The organism is Sphingobium chungangianum (assembly GCF_977014255.1).
The window spans coordinates 1885638-1904260 of record NZ_CDRNIV010000006.1 but is presented as its reverse complement, the minus strand read 5'-3'; the positions used below and the strand labels follow the sequence as shown (position 1 = coordinate 1904260).

The 18623-nt window shown below is 62.8% G+C and carries 14 protein-coding genes, 2 tRNA genes and 1 pseudogene; 5 read left to right on the top strand and 12 right to left on the bottom strand.

Going from position 1 to position 18623, the window contains the following annotated elements:
• Positions 1–62 precede the first annotated feature (62 nt).
• Positions 63–1889, bottom strand: coding sequence for a phosphogluconate dehydratase (edd, locus tag ACWNC0_RS16450; RefSeq protein ID WP_449473132.1), 1827 nt, complete (start codon positions 1887–1889; stop codon positions 63–65).
• A complete protein-coding gene (zwf, locus tag ACWNC0_RS16445; protein ID WP_449473131.1) occupies positions 1882–3357 on the bottom strand; it encodes a glucose-6-phosphate dehydrogenase in 1476 nt (491 codons plus the stop codon). The genes edd and zwf overlap by 8 nt, the downstream gene beginning before the upstream one ends.
• Before the next feature lie 198 nt (positions 3358–3555).
• On the opposite strand from zwf, the gene ACWNC0_RS16440 reads away from it, so the two are divergent.
• A tRNA-Leu gene (locus ACWNC0_RS16440) sits at positions 3556–3640 on the top strand.
• Between the two features lie 348 nt (positions 3641–3988).
• Here the strand turns inward: ACWNC0_RS16440 and ACWNC0_RS16435 are convergent.
• The 5 genes from ACWNC0_RS16435 to ACWNC0_RS16415 all read right to left on the bottom strand — a co-directional run bounded on the left by ACWNC0_RS16435 (position 3989) and on the right by ACWNC0_RS16415 (position 10568).
• Positions 3989–5128: an aminotransferase class I/II-fold pyridoxal phosphate-dependent enzyme gene (locus ACWNC0_RS16435; RefSeq protein ID WP_449473130.1), complete on the bottom strand. Its 1140-nt coding sequence runs from the start codon at positions 5126–5128 to the stop codon at positions 3989–3991.
• Between the two features lie 7 nt (positions 5129–5135).
• On the bottom strand, positions 5136–5825 hold the full coding sequence (gene pgl / locus ACWNC0_RS16430) for a 6-phosphogluconolactonase (RefSeq protein ID WP_449473129.1): 690 nt from the start codon (positions 5823–5825) through the stop codon (positions 5136–5138).
• Positions 5815–6831: a UDP-glucose 4-epimerase GalE gene (gene galE / locus ACWNC0_RS16425; RefSeq protein WP_449473128.1), complete on the bottom strand. Its 1017-nt coding sequence runs from the start codon at positions 6829–6831 to the stop codon at positions 5815–5817. The genes pgl and galE overlap by 11 nt, the downstream gene beginning before the upstream one ends.
• A gap of 246 nt (positions 6832–7077) precedes the next feature.
• Positions 7078–9255 (bottom strand): 3-hydroxyacyl-CoA dehydrogenase NAD-binding domain-containing protein, encoded by a 2178-nt coding sequence (locus ACWNC0_RS16420; RefSeq protein ID WP_449473127.1) that lies wholly within the window; start codon positions 9253–9255, stop codon positions 7078–7080.
• Between the two features lie 104 nt (positions 9256–9359).
• Positions 9360–10568, bottom strand: coding sequence for an acetyl-CoA C-acetyltransferase (locus ACWNC0_RS16415; RefSeq protein WP_449473126.1), 1209 nt, complete (start codon positions 10566–10568; stop codon positions 9360–9362).
• Between the two features lie 149 nt (positions 10569–10717).
• Here ACWNC0_RS16415 and ACWNC0_RS16410 point away from each other — a divergent pair.
• Positions 10718–12237, top strand: a pseudogene (locus ACWNC0_RS16410) (MFS transporter); the annotation flags it as partial.
• A 145-nt stretch (positions 12238–12382) separates the two neighbouring features.
• Here ACWNC0_RS16410 and ACWNC0_RS16405 read toward each other — a convergent pair.
• Positions 12383–12964 (bottom strand): nucleotidyltransferase family protein, encoded by a 582-nt coding sequence (locus ACWNC0_RS16405; protein WP_449473124.1) that lies wholly within the window; start codon positions 12962–12964, stop codon positions 12383–12385.
• A gap of 193 nt (positions 12965–13157) precedes the next feature.
• On the opposite strand from ACWNC0_RS16405, the gene folE reads away from it, so the two are divergent.
• The 3 genes from folE to ACWNC0_RS16390 are packed head-to-tail and all read left to right on the top strand — an operon-like array spanning position 13158 to position 15429.
• Positions 13158–13766, top strand: coding sequence for a GTP cyclohydrolase I FolE (gene folE / locus ACWNC0_RS16400; protein WP_449473122.1), 609 nt, complete (start codon positions 13158–13160; stop codon positions 13764–13766).
• Positions 13763–14599, top strand: coding sequence for an SDR family oxidoreductase (locus ACWNC0_RS16395; RefSeq protein WP_449473120.1), 837 nt, complete (start codon positions 13763–13765; stop codon positions 14597–14599). Before folE ends, ACWNC0_RS16395 begins: the two co-directional genes overlap by 4 nt.
• 53 nt (positions 14600–14652) lie before the next feature.
• Positions 14653–15429 (top strand): enoyl-CoA hydratase-related protein, encoded by a 777-nt coding sequence (locus ACWNC0_RS16390; protein WP_449473119.1) that lies wholly within the window; start codon positions 14653–14655, stop codon positions 15427–15429.
• A 504-nt stretch (positions 15430–15933) separates the two neighbouring features.
• Here the strand turns inward: ACWNC0_RS16390 and ACWNC0_RS16385 are convergent.
• The 4 genes from ACWNC0_RS16385 to ACWNC0_RS16370 all read right to left on the bottom strand — a co-directional run bounded on the left by ACWNC0_RS16385 (position 15934) and on the right by ACWNC0_RS16370 (position 18600).
• Positions 15934–16128 (bottom strand): hypothetical protein, encoded by a 195-nt coding sequence (locus ACWNC0_RS16385; RefSeq protein ID WP_449473117.1) that lies wholly within the window; start codon positions 16126–16128, stop codon positions 15934–15936.
• A gap of 186 nt (positions 16129–16314) precedes the next feature.
• Positions 16315–16390 (bottom strand) — tRNA-Thr (locus ACWNC0_RS16380).
• A gap of 30 nt (positions 16391–16420) precedes the next feature.
• The gene (locus tag ACWNC0_RS16375; RefSeq protein ID WP_449473115.1) at positions 16421–17281 is read right to left on the bottom strand and encodes a hypothetical protein; all 861 of its coding nucleotides are present in this window, start codon (positions 17279–17281) and stop codon (positions 16421–16423) included.
• Positions 17278–18600 carry a replication-associated recombination protein A gene (locus ACWNC0_RS16370; protein WP_449473113.1) on the bottom strand — a complete coding sequence of 441 codons (1323 nt, stop codon included), beginning with the start codon at positions 18598–18600 and terminating at the stop codon, positions 17278–17280. The genes ACWNC0_RS16375 and ACWNC0_RS16370 overlap by 4 nt, the downstream gene beginning before the upstream one ends.
• Between the last annotated feature and the right edge of the window lie 23 nt (positions 18601–18623).

Here is an 18623-nt window from a genome sequence, read left to right as displayed (position 1 = left end):
AAGGCCGGGCCGTGCCCTCTCGCCGGAGATGCCAGCAATGCGCTGGCATGACGGGTGGGGGATTATAATTCAGCTTCCATCGCAGCCAGAATCGGCGACGCGCCGCTTTCCGCCAGATCACTATGATGGCGGAAAAGCGCAAATAGTTCGCGGCCCGTGTCATAGGGCGGCGGCGGCGGCACGGGCATCTCGCGCGCGTCCCACTCCGCCGCATCGACCAGCGCCCCGATCAAGCCCTTGTCAGCACAGACCCGCACCATGTCGCCATCGCGCAGCTTGGCGATCGGCCCGCCGCCCAAAGCTTCGGGCGACAGGTGAATGGCAGCGGGCACCTTGCCCGAAGCCCCCGACATGCGCCCGTCCGTCACCAGCGCCACGCGGAACCCGCGATCCTGCAATACGCCCAGCGCGGGGGTCAGCTTGTGCAATTCCGGCATCCCGTTCGCGCGCGGCCCTTGGAAACGGACCACCACGACGACATCGCGTTCCAACTCGCCCGCCTTGAAGGCGCGCAGGACATCGTCCTGATCGTGGAACACAGCCGCCGGAGCCTCGATGGTCCAGCGTTCCTTCTCGACCGCGCTCACCTTCATGACGCAGCGGCCCAGATTGCCCGCTAGCAGGCGCATGCCGCCATCAGGGCTGAAGGCGCTCGTCACCGGCCGCAGGATGGCGTCATCGCGCGATACCGGAACGTCGCGCCATTGCAGCGCTTCATCCTCCAGCACCGGCTCCTTGCCATAATCGGTCAGGTCGGCCCGAGCGACCGTCATGATGTCCCGGTGCAGCAGTCCGTTGTCCAGCAGCTCGCGGATGACGAAGGACATGCCGCCAGCCATGTGGAAATTATTCACATCGCCCGCGCCGTTGGGATAGACCCGCGCCAGCAGCGGCACGACATCGGAAATTTCCGCAAAGTCGGTCCAATCGACGCTGATCCCTGCCGCCCGCGCTATCGCTGGCACATGGATCGCATGGTTGGTCGATCCGCCGGTGGCCATCAGGCCGATGATGGCGTTGACGATCGCCTTCTCATCGATGCAATGGCCGAGCGGCCGGTAATCATCGCCGTCCCAACCGATGCTGGCCAGCCGATGCACCGCCGCCCGCGTTAGTTCGCTGCGCAACTTTGTACCCGGATTGACGAAGGACGCGCAGGGCATGTGCAGGCCCATCACTTCCATCATCATCTGGTTGCTGTTCGCCGTGCCGTAGAAAGTGCAGGTCCCCGCGCCATGGTAGCTGGCGCTTTCGGACTCCAGCAGCTCATCCTTGCCGACCTTCCCCTCGGCATAAAGCTGGCGGATGCGGACCTTTTCCTTGTTGGCGAGGCCCGACGGCATCGGCCCGGCGGGGATCAGGATCGTCGGCAGATGCCCGAACCGCAGCGCGCCGATCAGCAGCCCCGGCACGATCTTGTCGCATATGCCCAGCAGCGCCGCACCCTCGAACATCGCATGGCTGAGCGACACCGCCGTCGCCAGCGCGATCGTGTCGCGAGAAAAGAGCGACAGGTCCATGCCCGCCTGACCCTGCGTTACGCCGTCGCACATCGCCGGGACACCACCCGCGACCTGCGCCGTGGCGCCCACCTCACGCGCGGCGATCTTGATCGCTTCGGGGTAGCGGCCATAGGGCTGATGCGCCGACAGCATATCATTATAGGCGGTGACGATGCCGATATTCATCGCGCCGCCCGTGCGGATCACCGGCTTGTCCTCGCCGCTCGCCGCAAAGCCATGGGCGAGGTTGCCGCAGGACAGTTGCGCGCGGTTGGTCCCGGCGTCGCGGCCCCGCTCGATCAGGTCCAGATATTGGCGGCGGCGCGGCGCGCTCCGCTTTACGATGCGTTCGGTGACCTTCGCGATCACCGGATGAAGATCAGTCATGCCAGCTGGCTCCGTCTCGTTCAATCAGGGCAATGGCCGAAGACGGCCCCCAGTTCCCCGAAGCATAGGGCGAAGGCTTCACCCCCGCTTCTTTCCAGCCGTCGATGATGGAATCGATCCATGTCCATTGCGCCTCGACCTCGTCCCGGCGCACGAACAAAGTCTGGTCGCCCGCCAGCAGATCCAGGATCAACCGTTCATAGGCAATCCGCCGCCGCTGCCCGGCAAAGGCGGCGGTCAGCGACACGTCCAGCGTCACCTCTTCCAGATGGACGTCTCGCTCCAGCCCCGGCCTTTTGCTCATGATCAGCAGGCGGATATATTCGTCGGGCTGAAGCCGGATGATCAGCGTGTTGGGCTCTAGCCCCGAACCGCCGCCCGAATGTTGCCCGTCGCGGCCGAATATCGAATGCCGCACAGGCTTGAATTGAATCTGGATTTCCGACTGGCGCGTCGGCATCCGCTTGCCCGTCCGCAGATAGAAAGGCACGCCCTGCCAGCGCCAATTGTCGATATGGGCTTTCAACGCGACAAAGGTTTCGGTGTCGGAAGCCTTGCCCAATTCGTCACTATAGCCGGTGACGATCTCACCGCCGACCGCGCCCGGCGTATATTGGCCGCGCACGCTGTTGGTCTTCACCGTCTCCGCCGTCATCGGGCGCAGTGATCGCAGCACCTTCACCTTCTCGTCGCGCACGGCGGTGGGGTCCATGCGGGCAGGGGGTTCCATCGCGATGATCGACAGGATCTGCAACACATGGTTCTGCACCATGTCGCGCAGCGCGCCGACGCCGTCATAATAGGAAACCCGGCCTTCCAGCCCGACCGTCTCGCCGACCGTGATCTGCACATGGTCGATCGCCGTGGCGTTCCACAGCGGCTCGAACATCACATTGCCAAAGCGCAAGGCGAGCAAATTCTGCACCGTCTCCTTGCCCAGATAATGGTCGACCCGGAAAATCTGGCTTTCGTCGAACAGCGCGCCGATGCCGTTGTTGACCTCCTTCGAAGAAGCGAGGTCCTTGCCGATCGGCTTTTCCATCGCGATCCGCGTCGTCGGCGTAATCAGTCCCGCCTCGGCCAGCCCCTGCGCCGTGGGCGCGAAGAGGGAAGGGGGCGTCGAAAGATAGACCGACAGCCCGCGCTCCGCCCGTCCATCGAGCCGCTTCGCCAGCTTCTTGAATTGCTCCGGGTTCCCCGCTTCGACCGGCTCATACCCGATCATCGCCTTCAGCCGCGCCGCGACTTCCGCATCATAGCGATCAGCGCCGACGAACTTTTGCAGCGCCTTGTCGATGTCGGCGCGAAACGCCTCGTCATCCATCTCCGTACGCCCCGACGCCACGATCATGAAGTCATCGGGCAGCAGACCGTCGCTAAGCAGATTGTAGAGCGACGGAAAGATCATGCGGTGCGCCAGATCGCCGGTGGCACCGAAAAGCAGGAATGTGGCAGACGGATCGGTCAAAGGATGCCCTTTTCCGTTGGGAGGAATTTTTCAGGTCTGCACGAAACGGTCCTATAGCGGTACGGTTTCGTTACGCAAGCAGGCTATCGGCGCACAGCCGCCCCTGCAACCGCCCGACAGCCTTATCATGCACGCGATCTGATTTTTGTCTGGACGCTGGCAGCTGATTTTGCCATTTGGCGCGGGCAGGCCATGCATGCGGGCGTGGTGAAACTGGTAGACGCGCCGGACTCAAAATCCGGTTCCGAAAGGAGTGTCGGTTCGATTCCGACCGCCCGCACCATCCTCCCCACCGACAAAAGAATGACCCGGCAGCACGAAGCCGCCGGGCCAAGGGGACTTTTACCAGGTAAAAGCCTCGGGTCGCGGGGCTTCCCTAGCGCAAAAAGATGACAATTCCAGTTAATCGGCAGCGGTCCATCCATAATGGATCAAACAGCGAGTCAACATTCACCCAGCCGTATTCGTGAGCAGAGACCCCCACAGCTTCACGTCATAAACAACTTTACGTCATGCCAGCGAAAGCTGGCATCTCGGGCGATACGGCACGGCTTAGCCTCACGATATCCCCACCTTCGTTGGGATGACATAGACCTTTCCGAACTTCCTCCGCGCCTCCGAGTGGAAAAAACTAAACCCGCTGCCGCTGCGCCCCAAACCATGGCACCAGCCGCCTGATCGCTTCCTCCACCCTGTCCGTCGACACGGCAAAGCTGATGCGGATATGCCGGTGCCCATCCACCGGATCGAAATCGATACCCGGCGCCGTCGCCACCCCGGTCTCCTCCAGCAACCGCTGGCAAAAGCCGAGGCTGTCATCCGTCAAATGCCCCACATCGGCATAGATGTAGAAGGCCCCATCCGGCGGCGCGATCTCCTTCAACCCCAGCGAAGGCAGCGCCGCCAGCAGCAACTCCCGGTTCCGCCGATAATTCGCGACATGCCCCTCAAGCTCGTCGAGGCAATCGAACGCCTTCAACCCCGCATGCTGGGCGAGGGAAGGGGGCGTCAGGAACAAATTCCCCATCCGCGCCCGCGCCGCCTCGACCAGCGCCTGCGGAAACACCACCCAACCAAGCCGCCACCCGGCCATGGAAAAATATTTCGAAAAGCTGTTCACGACCACCGTGTCGGGCGCGAACTCCAGCATCGAATGCGCCGCCTCGCCATAGGAGAGGCCGTGATAAATCTCGTCCGACACGATTCTGATCCCGCGCCGCGCACAAACCTCTGCGATTCGCGCCATTTCGTCAGCAGGAATGATCGTGCCCGTCGGATTGGCCGGGCTCGCGATGATCACGCCATCGGGCGCAGGCTCCATCGCCTCCAGCGCCACCGCGCTGATCTGGTATCGCTCGGCAGGCCCGCAATCCACTTCGACCGGTTCGAGATAGAGCGCCTTCAGCGTATTGCGATAAGCGACATAGCCCGGCCGCGCTGTCGCAACGCGCGCGCCCGGCGCGAACAGGCAACTGAGCGCCAGCACCAAGCCGGGCGAAGCGCCGCAGGTCAGCAATATCTGCTCCGCGGCCACCGCAACGCCATAGCGTTCCCGATACAGCAGCGCGATCCGCTCCTTCAGCGCCGGGCTCTCCCAATAGCCCATCGGATCGCTGTCCAGCACCCGATGCGCCTCGGCAATCGCAGCGGCAGGCGCGCCGGTCGAAGGCTGGCCGAACTCCATATGCAGGATCGACCGCCCCTCGGCCTCCAGCCGATGCGCCTCCACCCCAATGGCGATGGCATGAAAAGGATCAATCTGCGCAATCATGCGCGCCTTACTCCGAAATCCAGACCTCGACCGACACGCCATGCTGGCACAGCGCCACCCGGATCGGCAGCTCCTCAACTGGCCCGCCAGCCAGCGCGCGGTCATAAACCGCCTTCTTCGCCGCGCCACCGATTTGCAGGAAGATATGCCGACTCTTCAGGATGGCCTTGGCGCTAAGCGACATGCGCTGATGCGGCGCGGCAGGCGGCGTCACGGCCAGCGTCAGCGCGCTCGTAGCCAGCCCCTCGGCCAGCTCCTTCGCCTCCGGGAACAGCGAAGCCGTATGCCCATCCTCGCCCATGCCGAGCAGCACGATGTCGAGCGGCCAAGGCAGCTCCGCCAGTGCCGCTTCACACGCAGCCTGCCCCGCAAAGGCATCCGCAGCGTCATTCTTCATGCCCACAAACCGCGCCTTCGCCGCTGCGCCTTGCAACAGCGTCTCGCGAACCAGCCGCTCGTTGCTGTCCGCATGATCGGGTGCGACCCATCGCTCATCGACCAGCGTCACGACGACCTTGTCCCAATCCAATCCCGCCGCCGAAAGCGCCTCCAGCACCGGCCGGGGCGATCGTCCGCCTGACAGTGCGATCGTCGCCACCCCCCGCGCTGCGATCGCATCGCCCAGTACGAACTCGATCCGCCGCGCCATGTCGGCAGCCGCCAGACCGCCATCAACAAAAAGATGTTCAGTGGGCATCGCGATCGCCCCTTATGTCCGTCAACTTGCGCTCCCACGCTAGCGCATGGGTGACGATCTGGTCCAGATCGGCATAGCGCGGCTGCCACGGAAATTCCGCCATGATCGCCCGATTGTCGGAGATCAGCGAGTCCGGATCGCCCGCGCGCCGCCCTCCCATCCGCCGGTCGATCTTGATGTTCGTCACCCGATCGACCGCATCCAGCACTTCCAGCACGGAAAAACCGCGCCCATAGCCGCAATTCAGCAGATAATTCTGTTCGGGCCTCGCCATCAGAGCATCCAGCGCCAGCACATGCGCCGCCGCCAGATCGGTGACATGGATATAGTCGCGCACGCCCGTCCCGTCGGGCGTATCGAAATCGGTGCCGAACACCGACACAAATTCCCGCTTCCCCAGCGCCGCCTCGACCGCCACCTTGATCAAGTGCGTCGCGCCCGCCGTCGACTGACCCGTCCGCCCCTGCGGATCGGCACCCGCGACGTTGAAATATCGCAGCGCGCAGAAGTTCATCGGATGCGCCGCGCTGACGTCGCGCAGCATATATTCGGTCATCAGCTTGGACATGCCATAGGGATTGATCGGCCGCTGCGGCGTCGTCTCCTTGACGGGGCTTTCCTCCGGAATGCCATAGGTCGCGGCGGTGGAGGAAAAGATGAAATGCGGCACGCCCACTGTCACCGCACTCTCGATCAGATCGCGGGTCTTGGCGCTATTGTTGTGATAATATTTGAGCGGGTTCTCGACCGATTCCGGCACCACGACGGAGCCGGCGAAGTGCATGATCGCCTTTATGTCATGATCGCGCAGAGCCTGCTGCACCAGTGGCTGGTCGGCAATATCGCCCTCAACGAAAGCCACATCGTCCGGCACCGCCCAGCGAAAACCCGTCACCAGATTGTCGATCACGACGACGCCATAACCGGCATCGCGCAGCGCCAGCACCGCATGGCTTCCAATATAACCGGCACCACCCGTGACCAGAACCGTGGGCTTTTCGCTCATAAAAAGGACGTCTCCCGAAAATGTCGGGCGAGACCTAACGCACTGTCCGAACGATTGACAGCCTTCCGTGTTGCGCTGCGAGATCAATCCGACGAACACCGCATCGCAGGCGGTTCGGTGTGCTCCCAGCCCACCCCCGTTCGTCCTGAGCTTGTCGAAGGACTTCTCTTCTCTTCTTGGAAGGAGAGGGCTTAGACAGGCTCAGCCCGAACGGTGGCGAAGAATCAAAATCGTAAGTCTCAACCCTCAAGCCGCCGCAGTCTTCACCCCACCATCATAGAAAGTAGCCCCGCTCGCCGCCATATCCTGCAACTGCACGGTCGGCGCAAAGCGATCCCCATGCCGCGCCGCCAACCGCTCGAGCACGGCCACCACATGGCCGATCCCGACCGTATCCATGTGGCTGAACGGCCCACCCGTCCAAGGCGCAAAGCCCCAGCCAAAGATCGCGCCCAAATCGCCATCTTCCACCGTCTCCAGCACGCCCTCCTCATAACAGCGGGCGCATTCCACCAGCTGCCGATAAAGCAGCCGTTCCTTCACCTCTTCCACATCAGGCTGCACCGCCGCGCGCGGAAACATGTCTTCCAGTCCTGGCCATAGATGCTTCTTGTCGCCCTCGGGATAATCATACCAGCCCTTGGCGCTCTTGCGCCCCAGCCGTCCCATCTCGACCATGCGCGCCATCACCGCATCGGAAGGCTGCGCCACATAGGCATCACCCAATTCCTTCTGCGCGGCGACGACGATCTTGTGGCCCAGCTCGATGGAAACTTCATCACCAACGGCCAAAGGCCCGACCGGCATCCCCAATTGCCGCCCGGCATTTTCGATAAGCGCCGGGTTGATCCCCTCGGCCACCATCTCCACACCTTCCTGCACATAGGTGCCGAAACAGCGCGAGGTATAGAAACCGCGCGAGTCATTGACGACGATCGGCGTCTTCTTGATCTGGCTGACGAAATCCAATGCCTTGGCGATCGCGGCGGGGCCGGTTTCCTTGCCAAGGATGATCTCGACCAGCGGCATCTTCTCGACGGGCGAAAAGAAGTGGATGCCGATGAAATTGGCGGGCTTGCTCCATGCCTTGGCCAGCTTGGTGATCGGCAGGGTCGATGTGTTGGACCCGAAGATCACATCGGCGCCGAGCACCTCCTCGACCTTCTTCGTCACCTCGGCCTTGATCGCCACATCCTCGAACACGGCTTCGATCACAAAGTCCGCTCCGGCGAGCGCCGCATAGTCGGTCGTCGGTGTGACGCGCGCCAACGTCTCCGCCATCTTCTCGGGCGTCATGCCCCGGCCCAGCCGCTTCTTCAGCACATCCTCGACATGCGCCTTGCCCTTTTTGGCATAGGCCAAGTCACGGTCGAACAGCATGACCTCCATGCCCGCCTGCGCCGCCACTGTCGCAATCCCCGCGCCCATCATGCCCGCGCCCAGCATGGCGAGCTTCTTCGTCGGCGCCTTGGGTTGATCCTTGGGCCGCCGCGCGCCGCGTTCGGCGGCATTCTTGTTGACGAACAGGCTGCGGATCATGTTCGCCGCCTGTGGTTCCGCAGCGACCTTGGCGAAATATTTGCTCTCCACCCGGATCGCCCGATCAAACGGCAGCAGAGCGCCTTCATAGACCGCGGACAGCAAAGCGACCGGCGCGTTCATGTTCCGCTGCGTCTGCTTCAACGTCATCGGCACCGCGCCGACCATCGTCTGCACGAAGGCAGGGTTGAACGCGCCCGCGCCGCCGGGGAATTTGAAACCCTTTACATCCCACGGCTGCGCGCTGGCGGACGGATTGGCCTTCACCCACTCCTTCGCCTTAGCGACCGCCGTGCCTTGCGGCACGACTTCATCGACGGCCTTCAGCATCGCCGCTTCGGCCGGGCGGAACAGCTTGCCCTGCAACATATACATCAGCGCCGCCTGCACGCCGATCAGGCGCGGCAGGCGCTGCGACCCGCCGCCGCCAGGGAAAAGGCCGATCAGGATTTCCGGTAGGCCCAGCTGCGTCCTGGGGCTGTCTCCCACTACCCGCCGGTGACAGGCCAGCGCCAGTTCGAACCCACCGCCGACGCAGGTCCCCTCGATCGCACAAGCCACCGGCTTGCCGCATGTCTCCAGTCGCCGAAAGAGCTGATTGAGTACGAAAACCTTGTCGAAAATGTCGGCCGGGGCAGAGCGCTTGCCCGTCGCGCTCGCCAGCATCGACCCGAAATATTTCAGGTCCATGCCCGCCATGAACCCGCTATCCTTGCCCGAAGCAATCACCGCGCCCTTGATCGCTTCTTCCGAACCGATGCGCGTGATTGCCTCGTCTAGATCGGCAAGGAAATCGGGACCGATGACATTCATCGACTGACCCGGCACGTCGATAGTCAGCGTGGCGATGCCGTCCGCATCGATGTCAAAATTGATGGTCTGCATAAAGCTACTGCCTCTCAACTCCGTTCGCCCTGAGCTTGTCGAAGGGCTTTTCTTTTCTTCAAGAAAGAGAAGGGCTTCGACAGGCTCAGCCCGAGCGGAAAATTCTACATGCGCTCGATAATAATCCCTGTCCCCATCCCCGCGCCCACGCAAAGGTTCACCAGCGCCGTGCCCTTGCCCGACCGCTCCAGCTCATCCAGCGCCGTGCCCAGCACCATCGCACCAGTCGCGCCCAGCGGGTGGCCCATGGCAATCGCGCCGCCATTCACATTGATCTTGTCATGGTCGAGGTCCATCGCCTGCATGTAGCGCAGCACCACGCTCGCAAAGGCCTCGTTCAGCTCCCACAGGTCGATGTCATGGCTGCTCATCCCCGCCCGGTTGAGCAGTTTGCCCGCAACAAATTCCGGCCCCGTCAGCATGATCAGCGGCTCGGACCCGATCGATGCCATTGCCCTGATCCGGGCGCGGGGCTTCATCCCATATTTCTCGCCCATATCCTTGTTGCCGACCAGTACAGCCGCCGCGCCATCGACGATGCCCGAACTGTTGCCCGCATGATGGACATGGTTCACCCGCTCCAGTTCAGGATATTTGAGCAGCGCGATCGCGTCGAAGCCCGGCATTTCCTCACCCAGCGCGGTAAAGCTCGGTTTCAGCGCAGCGAGCGACTGCATCGTCGCGTCGGGCCGCATATGCTCGTCATGGTCCAGCACCACGGAACCGATCACATCACGCACAGGAATGATCGATTTGGCAAAGCGTCCTTCGTCCCACGCTGCCTTCGCCCGCCGCTGGCTCTCCACCGCATAGGCGTCCGCATCGTCGCGGCTAATGCCGAACTTCGTCGCGATCACATCGGCGCCGATGCCCTGCGGCGCGAAATAGGTCTTGTAGGCGACCGCCGGGTCCATCGCGATCGCGCCGCCGTCAGATGACATCGGCACCCGGCTCATCGATTCGACGCCGCCGCCGATCGCCAGGCCCGCTTCGCCCGAATAGACCTTTGCCGCAGCCATGTTCACCGCTTCCAGTCCCGACGCGCAGAAACGGTTGATCTGCACCCCCGGCACCGTCTGCTCATAATCGGCGTTCAGCACGGCGGCGCGGGCGATGTCACCGCCCTGTTCGCCTATCGGTGTGACGCAACCAAGTATCACATCGTCCACGTCAGCCGTGTCGATGGCGTTGCGGTCCCGCACCGCCTGCAACACCTGCGTTGCCAGCTGGATAGGGGTGATTTCATGCAACGACCCGTCCGGCTTGCCCCGGCCACGGGGCGTCCTCACGGCATCGTAGATAAAGGCTTCCATCGCTCTGTCGTTCCTCTCCGCTTGGCATCCGGCGCGCCGCAAATGTATTTACGTTTACGTAAAGTGCAAGCCTATTCGCTTTAACATTGAACTGCTTTCCTTCCTTCCGCGTTTGACGCTCCAATCGTTTTCGGGTTCATGCATTTTTCGTGTCAGAGGCAGATTCTCCTCCAGCGCCATCGCCCTTCGCCATCCCCATCTTCCGCGCGGTATGGTTCGCCAGCCTCGCGTCCAATTTCGGCGGGTTGATCCAGTCGGTCGGCGCGGCATGGATGATGACCTCGCTGTCGGGCTCCCCCATGCTCGTCGCGCTGGTGCCCGCATCGACAACCTTGCCGATCATGCTGCTTTCGCTATGGGCAGGCGCGGTCGCGGACAATCTTGACCGTCGCCTCGTCATGCTCGCCTGCCAGCTGTCGATGCTCCTGGTATCGGCGTCGCTCGCGCTTTTCGCGTGGCTCGGGTTGCTCACGCCCTGGTCGCTCCTCGCCTTCACCTTCCTGGTGGGCTGTGCCACCGCCATCAACGGTCCGGCGTGGCAAGCATCGGTCGGCGACATGGTCCCACGTTCCCAACTGCCCAGCGCCGTCGCGCTCAACAGCATGGGCTTCAACCTTGCGCGCAGCGTCGGTCCCGCACTCGGCGGCATCATCGTCGCAGCGGCAGGCGCAGCCGCCGCCTTCCTCACCAATGCGCTGAGCTACATCGCCCTGACCATTGTGCTCCTCCGCTGGCAGCCGGAACGCGGGCCGAAGCTCCTGCCGCGCGAGCGCCTCGGCCTCGCGATGAGGGCAGGCGCGCGCTATGTCGCCATGTCGCCCAAGATCCAGCTCGTCCTCCTGCGCGCGGCAGCTTTCGGCATCGGCGCGAGCGCGGTGTCCGCCCTCATGCCTCTAGTGGCGCGCGACCTGTTGAAGGGCGACGCCCTTACCTTCGGCATCTTGAGCGGGGCGTTCGGCATCGGCGCAGTCCTGGGCGCGCTCTCCTCCGGCAGGCTCCGCCGCCGCTTCGCCATCGAAACCATCGTGCGCTCCGCCGCCCTTGCGCTGGCAATAGGCACCGCTATCACGGCTTCCACCGGCTGGCTGCTTGTAACCATAGCAGGGCTCCTGCTCTGCGGCGCAGGCTGGGTCATCGCGCTGTCGACCTTCAACGTCTCGGTCCAGATGTCCGCTCCCCGATGGGTGCTGGCGCGGGCTGTCGCCCTTTACCAGATGACGGCGTTTGGCGGCATGGCACTGGGCGCCTGGCTGTTCGGCTGGCTGGCGGAACATATGGGCGTGGTGACGTCGCTCCACGTCGCCGCCGGGGTGCAGTTCGTGGCGGCGATGGTCGGCCTTTTCCTGCCGCTATCCCAGACCGGCGACGAAAATCTCGACCTGTTGAACCGCTGGCAGGAGCCGCAAACCTCGGTGCCCATAGAACCACGTAGCGGACCAGTGGTCATCACCATCGAATATCGCATCCCGGCGGGTTCCGTCGTGCCGTTCCTCACCGCGATGAGCGAGCGCCGCCGCATCCGCCGCCGCGACGGCGCGCATGGCTGGTCGCTGCTAGAGACCTCGCCGACCCCGAATTATGGGTCGAGCGTTATCACGTCTCCACCTGGCTGGACTATGTCCGCCACAACAGCCGCCGGACGATGGCCGATACCGCCAATTCCGACGCTCTTGCAGCGTTACACAGCGGATCTCATCCACCAGTCGTGCATCGCATGCTGGAAAGGCAGACCGGTTCGCTTCCGATCGGCCGAATGCCCGATGTGCGGGAGATGGACGACCCGATGACCGACCCGACCCGGTCGAGCTGAACGGTTATCCCTGCGGCAGGTCGTCCGGCGTGTCGATATCGACCAGCGAACTGCTCATCGCTTCGATCTGAAGCCCTCGGCTTAACAACGCCCTCGCGCCCTGATCACCGCGCAGGGTCAACAGCTCGGCAAAATGCTTTCGCCCGATGAAGGCGGGCGGCGAGGAGGAAAAGCCGTCCGTACTCGCCACCACCGACCGCACATCCTCCGCTGCCAGGCATATCCGGTTATAATGCGACTGCTGCACATAGGGCATGTCGGCAAGGCAGATGAGAATGCCCCGACAGCGCCTGATCGGCATGACATGGTTCACGGCCAGCACGATACTGCTCGCCAGCCCCTCTTCAGGCTTGTAATTGACCAATATACTATAGCCACGCCTCTCCAGTTTCCGGTGAATATCGGGAGCATCGGCGATGGGACGCGTCACCGCCACCAGTTCGGCGAAGGCGAGGGAGGCGACAGCTTCCAGTGTATGGGCAACGACCGGCTTGCCATTGAGGTCAGCCATCAGCTTGTCCGCCTCGCCAAAGCGCGACGATGTCCCCGCGGCTAGCAACACGGCTGCGATACGTTCAGTCCGCACGCCTCAGCCTTGATGCCATGGGTGGGGGAAGGGCGACGGGACGGCCATGCTTATCGGATCGGCTTCTTGTGATGCGCGTTGATGTGCCACCCGGCATCAACCCTGTCCATAGCATAGGCAAAGGGGGCTGGCGTTCCGCAAACATAGCCGCCATATGCGCCCTGAACAAAGATAATGAGGAGTAGTGCCGTCCATGGACTATGATCCCGATGCCGAGGCTGTAGGCGAAGCGACAAAGGAAGCGGTGCCCGTCGATGTGGCAGATGCTATCCGCACGTTGATCCGCTGGTCGGGCGACAATCCGACGCGAGAAGGCCTGCTCGAAACCCCAGAACGCGTCGCGCGTGCGTGGCGCGAATATTGCCGTGGCTATGGCGATGATCCGGCCTATCATCTGTCGCGCATCTTCCACGAAGTGGGCGGCTATGACGATATCGTGCTGCTCAAGGACATACCGTTCCAGTCGCATTGCGAACATCATATGGCGCCGATCATCGGCCGCGCGCACATCGCCTATCTGCCCGGCAAATATGTGGTCGGCATTTCAAAGCTGGCGCGCGTTCTGCACGCCTTCGCCAACCGCCTTCAGGTTCAGGAGCGCCTGACCGCCGAAGTCGCCAACTGCATCTGGGAACATCTGAAGCCTCAGGGCGTGGCCGTAGTGATCGAAGCGACGCATGGTTGCATGACCGGGCGGGGCGTTCGCACTCCCAATGTGCTCATGAAAACCAGTCGCATGCTCGGCGTATTCCGCGAGGACGAAAAAAGTCGCGAGGAAGTGCTGAAGCTCATCGAATCGTGAGCGGCGAGGAAACACCCGCTTACCGGCCCCTTGGCGGCGCGCGCGGGCAGGCCGAAGGACCGCTGCCGCTGGCGAACAAGCGCTTGGCGCTGATCACCGGCGGCCACAGGCGGCTGGGCGGCGTCATTGCCGCCGGGTTCGCGCGTGTCGGCTATTCGCTCGCCATTCACGGCAGCCATGATACCCGGCTGGACTCGGCGCTTGCCCTGACGCTCGATGAAAATGGCACGGAATGGGACGGCTTCACCGCCGACTTCTCTGATCCTGAAAGCGCCGAGGAACTCGTCGCCAAGGTCGCCGAACGCTTCGGTCGTCCGCCCGACATATTGGTGAACAGCGCCGCGATTTTCGGTCAGGACCGGCTGGACAATGTCTCCGCCGACGATCTGATGCGGCATTATGCCGTCAACTGCGCCGCGCCCGCGTTACTCACAAAATCGTTCGCAACCATACCGGCCGGGGTGGCGGATCGGTGCATCATCAATATCCTTGATCAGCGGATCGATCATCCGCACGCCGATCAGCTGGCCTATACCTTGTCGAAGTCGGCGCTGGCGGGGCTGACCCGCCTTTCCGCCGCCAGCCTCGCTCCACATATCCGGGTGAACGCAGTCGCGCCCGGTCTCACCATTGCCACGCCCGATTATGATGAGGCGCAGATGGAAAGGCTGCAATCGGCCATGCCGCTCGGCCGCTTGCCGCTGGCGGAGCAGATTGCGGAGGCGGTCCTCTATCTGGCGCAGGCGAGCGCTGTCACCGGGCAGACGCTTTATGTCGACGGTGGCGCACATATGCGCAGCTACGACCGCGACTTCATGCATATGGGACGGTGATCGGCGGCGGCTGTTGCTGCCCCGCTGCACCGCAGATTTGAAGGAAAATGACGATGAGCTTCGAAACGATTTTGGTCGAACAGCGCGAAGCGGTGACGCTGGTCACGCTGAACCGTCCGCAGGCGCTGAACGCACTCAACACGCAAGTTCTGGCGGACCTCAGCGCCGCTTTCGCGGCCTATGACGCTGATCCCTCGCAACTGTGTCTCGTGCTGACGGGTAGCGAAAAAGCCTTCGCCGCAGGCGCCGACATCAAGGAAATGGTCAGCAAGGAAGCCGCCGACTTCTTCCTGGAGGACTTCTTCTCCGGCTGGCAAAAACATGTGGTGGCGACGCGCAAGCCGTGGATCGCCGCTGTCGCGGGCTTCGCGCTGGGCGGCGGCTGTGAACTGGCCATGATGGCCGACTTCATCATCGCGGCAGACACGGCCAAATTCGGTCAGCCGGAAATCAAGCTTGGCGTCGCACCCGGCATGGGCGGGTCGCAGCGCCTGACCAAGGCGGTCGGCAAGGCGAAGGCGATGGAAATGTGCCTCACCGGCCGCATGATGGGCGCGGAGGAAGCCGAGCGTTCGGGCCTCGTGTCGCGCATCGTACCGGCGGCGGAGCTGCTGGATGACGCGCTCAAGACCGCTGCGGCGATCGCTGCCATGCCGCCCATGGCGACCATGGTGAACAAGGAAATGGTGAACCTCGCCTTCGAAACCATGCTGGAGCAGGGGCTGCTTACCGAAAGGCGTCTGTTCCAACTGCTCACCGCCACGGAGGATCGGGCAGAGGGCATGACCGCCTTCGTCGAGAAGCGCCCGGGCGTGTGGAAGGGCCGCTAACCGGCGCGAAAAAATATCCACACTTATCCACAGCTTTAGACAGAGGCTGTCGCTGAACCGTCAGATTCCGCTTTGAACAACTCACATTTGGTGAGACCTTCGGGTTATCGAAACGAAAGAAGAAACGGAGAAATCCGGATCATCAAATCGGCGATCATATCGAAGATTTGACTGACGTTTCGGTCATCAGGCTGAAATTGGAACTGCAAGGTTCGAATGGAAACTGATGGTCTTCTAAGGCCCATGTCATGCACGCGCGAAAGCGAACGTCGGACATGGAATTTTGAAGACAGCTGCGGAATATGGCGAATAGCCGGACAGCCGGAGCAGACACGATGCCAAACCTTCTCGGTAGAAGCATCGCGCGCCGAGTCCGATGATCGCATCCTGAAAGGGAAGCGGATCCGGGACACGACGGAAGTGGGGACCGACAGCAATGTCGGCCCCCATTTTGCTTTTGGGCTGCCCTGCGCCGGTCCACATTATCCAAAAGTCTATGTCTCTTTATTGCCAATCCATCGGCGCGGCTCTTCTGTACTCTATGAAGCGGATAGAGAAGGATCGCATCATGGATGACCAGCTGAATTCGTCGGTAACGGAGGACAGACGCAATTTTCTGAAGACCTGCGGCAGGTTTGCGGCAACGGTCCCGCCCGCCATGACCATCCTTTTATCCACTTCACTAAGCTCCGAAGCCATCGCCGCATCCAGCGGCGGTGGGGGCGGAGGCGACCGAGGCCCCAGGGACAGCGGCCCCAAGCCCGGCCCCGATTCCACGCCCAAATATGGCTCACTCGACACTGGGATAAAGACGGTGGAAGTGCCACGGGATAAACCGCGCACGTAGGTCTCACCGATCTGTAGAAGCCCGTCCTGCAAGAGCGATGGTGCCGGCTAGAGGGTTCGAACCCCTGACCCCCTGATTACAAATCAGGTGCTCTACCAACTGAGCTAAGCCGGCACGTCCATCGGACGGAAAAGCGCCTTACTATCAGATGACACCGAACGTCCAGCCCTCCGTTGCGGCAATATGCGGATTGAGCCCGGGCGGGGTCCAGATGCCGGGACTTGGCGCGACGTTGCGCATCCACGCGGCGGTCACGATCGCGTCCGCGCCATGATCATCCGGCGGCAATCCATCATAGGGCTGAGAGCCGAGCGCGGATAGCGCATCGTCCAAAGCGCCCAGGTCCCGCATCTTCGTCCGCCCCTTGGGCCGCCCCGCCGCCCTGGCCGCGATGCTGGTATAAATCTCCACCACCAGCGACCCGTCGCGCGGCATCGGGTCGAATGGCCAGACGGGAACATGATCCCGCACATGATGGAGAAGGCGCATCCCCGCAAAGCTCGCCTTCGCCACCTGAGCCGCGCCGATCGCGTCATAGACGGTGGACGGCTTGCCCCCACCGCCCGCATTATAATGCGCTTCGCACACCCGGTTATGCATGAAGTCCGCCTTCACCCCGTCCGCCTTGCCGAAGTAGAAGTGGCGGCGATGCGTGACGTGCAGCAGGCTGCCCGCACCCAGATCGGGATCATCGCAAACGCTATCCACATAGGCCCAGAAGTCAGGCCCCGTCACCGGCACCTCATCGCCCGGCAGATACGCATCCCGCGCCACGAAGGGCGGCGCAAAGCTGAAATCGAACCCAAACAGTGTCGGCGCCTCCGCAGCCGCGGCGACCAACCACTCCGCCACCGCCGAACGCGACCAGAAACTGCCGTCTTTCGGATGGATAAGCCGGGGAACTGCATCACCACGCTCGCAGAGCGCGACTGCTATCCCCTTATGCCGCACGCCCTTCGCGCCCGACCAGTCGATCGCGGCATAGCGGGTAAAGCGAGGCGTCATTCGCCTCCGCCGCGCTCGGCCCGCAGCTTGTCCCAATAAGCCATGCGCTCGGCTATGCGCGCCTCGAACCCGCGATCGGTCGGGGCAAAGAAAGTCTGAGCCTCCATCTCCTCGGGCCAATAATTGTCCCCGGAAAAGCCCTCAGCGCTGTTATGATCATATTGATAGCCCTTGCCATAGCCGATGGTCTTCATCAGCCGGGTAGGGGCGTTCAGTATATTCTTCGGCGGCATCAGCGACCCTGTATCGCGCGCCGATTTCCACGCCGCCTTCATCGCCGCATAGGCCGCGTTCGACTTGGGAGCCGTCGCGCAATACAGGCACGCCTGCACGATCGCCAACTCCCCCTCGGGACTCCCCAGAAAATCATAGCTGTCCTTGGCCGCCAAGCACTGAACCAGCGCCTGCGGGTCGGCGAGCCCAATATCCTCGCTCGCAAAGCGCACCAGCCGACGTAGTACGTAAAGCGGCTGCTCCCCCGCCGTCAGCATCCGCGCCAGATAATAGAGCGCCGCCTGTGGGTCCGATCCGCGCAGCGCCTTATGCAGCGACGAGATCAGGTTGTAATGCCCCTCCCGGTCCTTGTCATAGACCGCCACGCGCCGGTGCAGCAGCGCCGACAGCCCAGCCGGATCGAGCGGCTCACCAATATCGATCGAATACAGCGTCTCGACCTGATTGAGCAGGAACCGCCCATCACCATCCGCACTCGCCAGCAAGGCGTCTCGCGCCGCCGCCGTCAGCGGCAAAGGCCGCTGCGTGATCGCCTCCGCCCGGTCCAGCAACAGCTCGAGCGCGGCGGCATCCAGCCGATGCAGGATCAACACCTGCGCCCGTGACATCAACGCCGCATTCAATTCGAAACTGGGATTCTCCGTGGTCGCCCCCACCAGAGTCACGGTCCCATCCTCGACAAAGGGCAGGAAACTGTCCTGCTGCGCCCGGTTGAATCGATGAATCTCATCCACGAACAGCAGCGTCTTGTCCCCACGCCGGGCATGCTCCTTGGCTGCCGCAAAGACCTTCTTGAGGTCGGCGACGCCCGAAAACACTGCGGAGATCGGCTCGAACCGCATATCCACCGCGTCGGCCAGCAGCCGCGCGATCGTCGTCTTGCCCGTACCCGGAGGCCCCCACAGGATGATGGACGAAAGCCGCCCAGCCGCCACCATCCGCCCGATCGCGCCTTCCGGCCCGGTCAGATGCTCCTGCCCCACGACATCGGCCAAAGTACGCGGCCGCAGGCGGTCGGCCAGCGGGGCATTCTCCCCGGCATCACCGGGCTCGTTCACGGCATCGGAAGCAAAAAGATCGACCATCGCCCCGATATAGGCAAAGTGCG

Coding starts and splice junctions, on each gene's coding strand:
- edd (WP_449473132.1), bottom strand. CDS start 1,889: ATGACTGATCTTCATCCGGTGATCGCGAAGGTCACCGAACGCATCGTA.
- ACWNC0_RS16435 (WP_449473130.1), bottom strand. CDS start 5,128: ATGATTGCGCAGATTGATCCTTTTCATGCCATCGCCATTGGGGTGGAG.
- pgl (WP_449473129.1), bottom strand. CDS start 5,825: ATGCCCACTGAACATCTTTTTGTTGATGGCGGTCTGGCGGCTGCCGAC.
- galE (WP_449473128.1), bottom strand. CDS start 6,831: ATGAGCGAAAAGCCCACGGTTCTGGTCACGGGTGGTGCCGGTTATATT.
- ACWNC0_RS16420 (WP_449473127.1), bottom strand. CDS start 9,255: ATGCAGACCATCAATTTTGACATCGATGCGGACGGCATCGCCACGCTG.
- ACWNC0_RS16415 (WP_449473126.1), bottom strand. CDS start 10,568: ATGGAAGCCTTTATCTACGATGCCGTGAGGACGCCCCGTGGCCGGGGC.
- folE (WP_449473122.1), top strand. CDS start 13,158: ATGGACTATGATCCCGATGCCGAGGCTGTAGGCGAAGCGACAAAGGAA.
- ACWNC0_RS16390 (WP_449473119.1), top strand. CDS start 14,653: ATGAGCTTCGAAACGATTTTGGTCGAACAGCGCGAAGCGGTGACGCTG.
- ACWNC0_RS16385 (WP_449473117.1), bottom strand. CDS start 16,128: ATGGCTTCGGAGCTTAGTGAAGTGGATAAAAGGATGGTCATGGCGGGC.
- ACWNC0_RS16375 (WP_449473115.1), bottom strand. CDS start 17,281: ATGACGCCTCGCTTTACCCGCTATGCCGCGATCGACTGGTCGGGCGCG.
- ACWNC0_RS16370 (WP_449473113.1), bottom strand. CDS start 18,600: ATGGTCGATCTTTTTGCTTCCGATGCCGTGAACGAGCCCGGTGATGCC.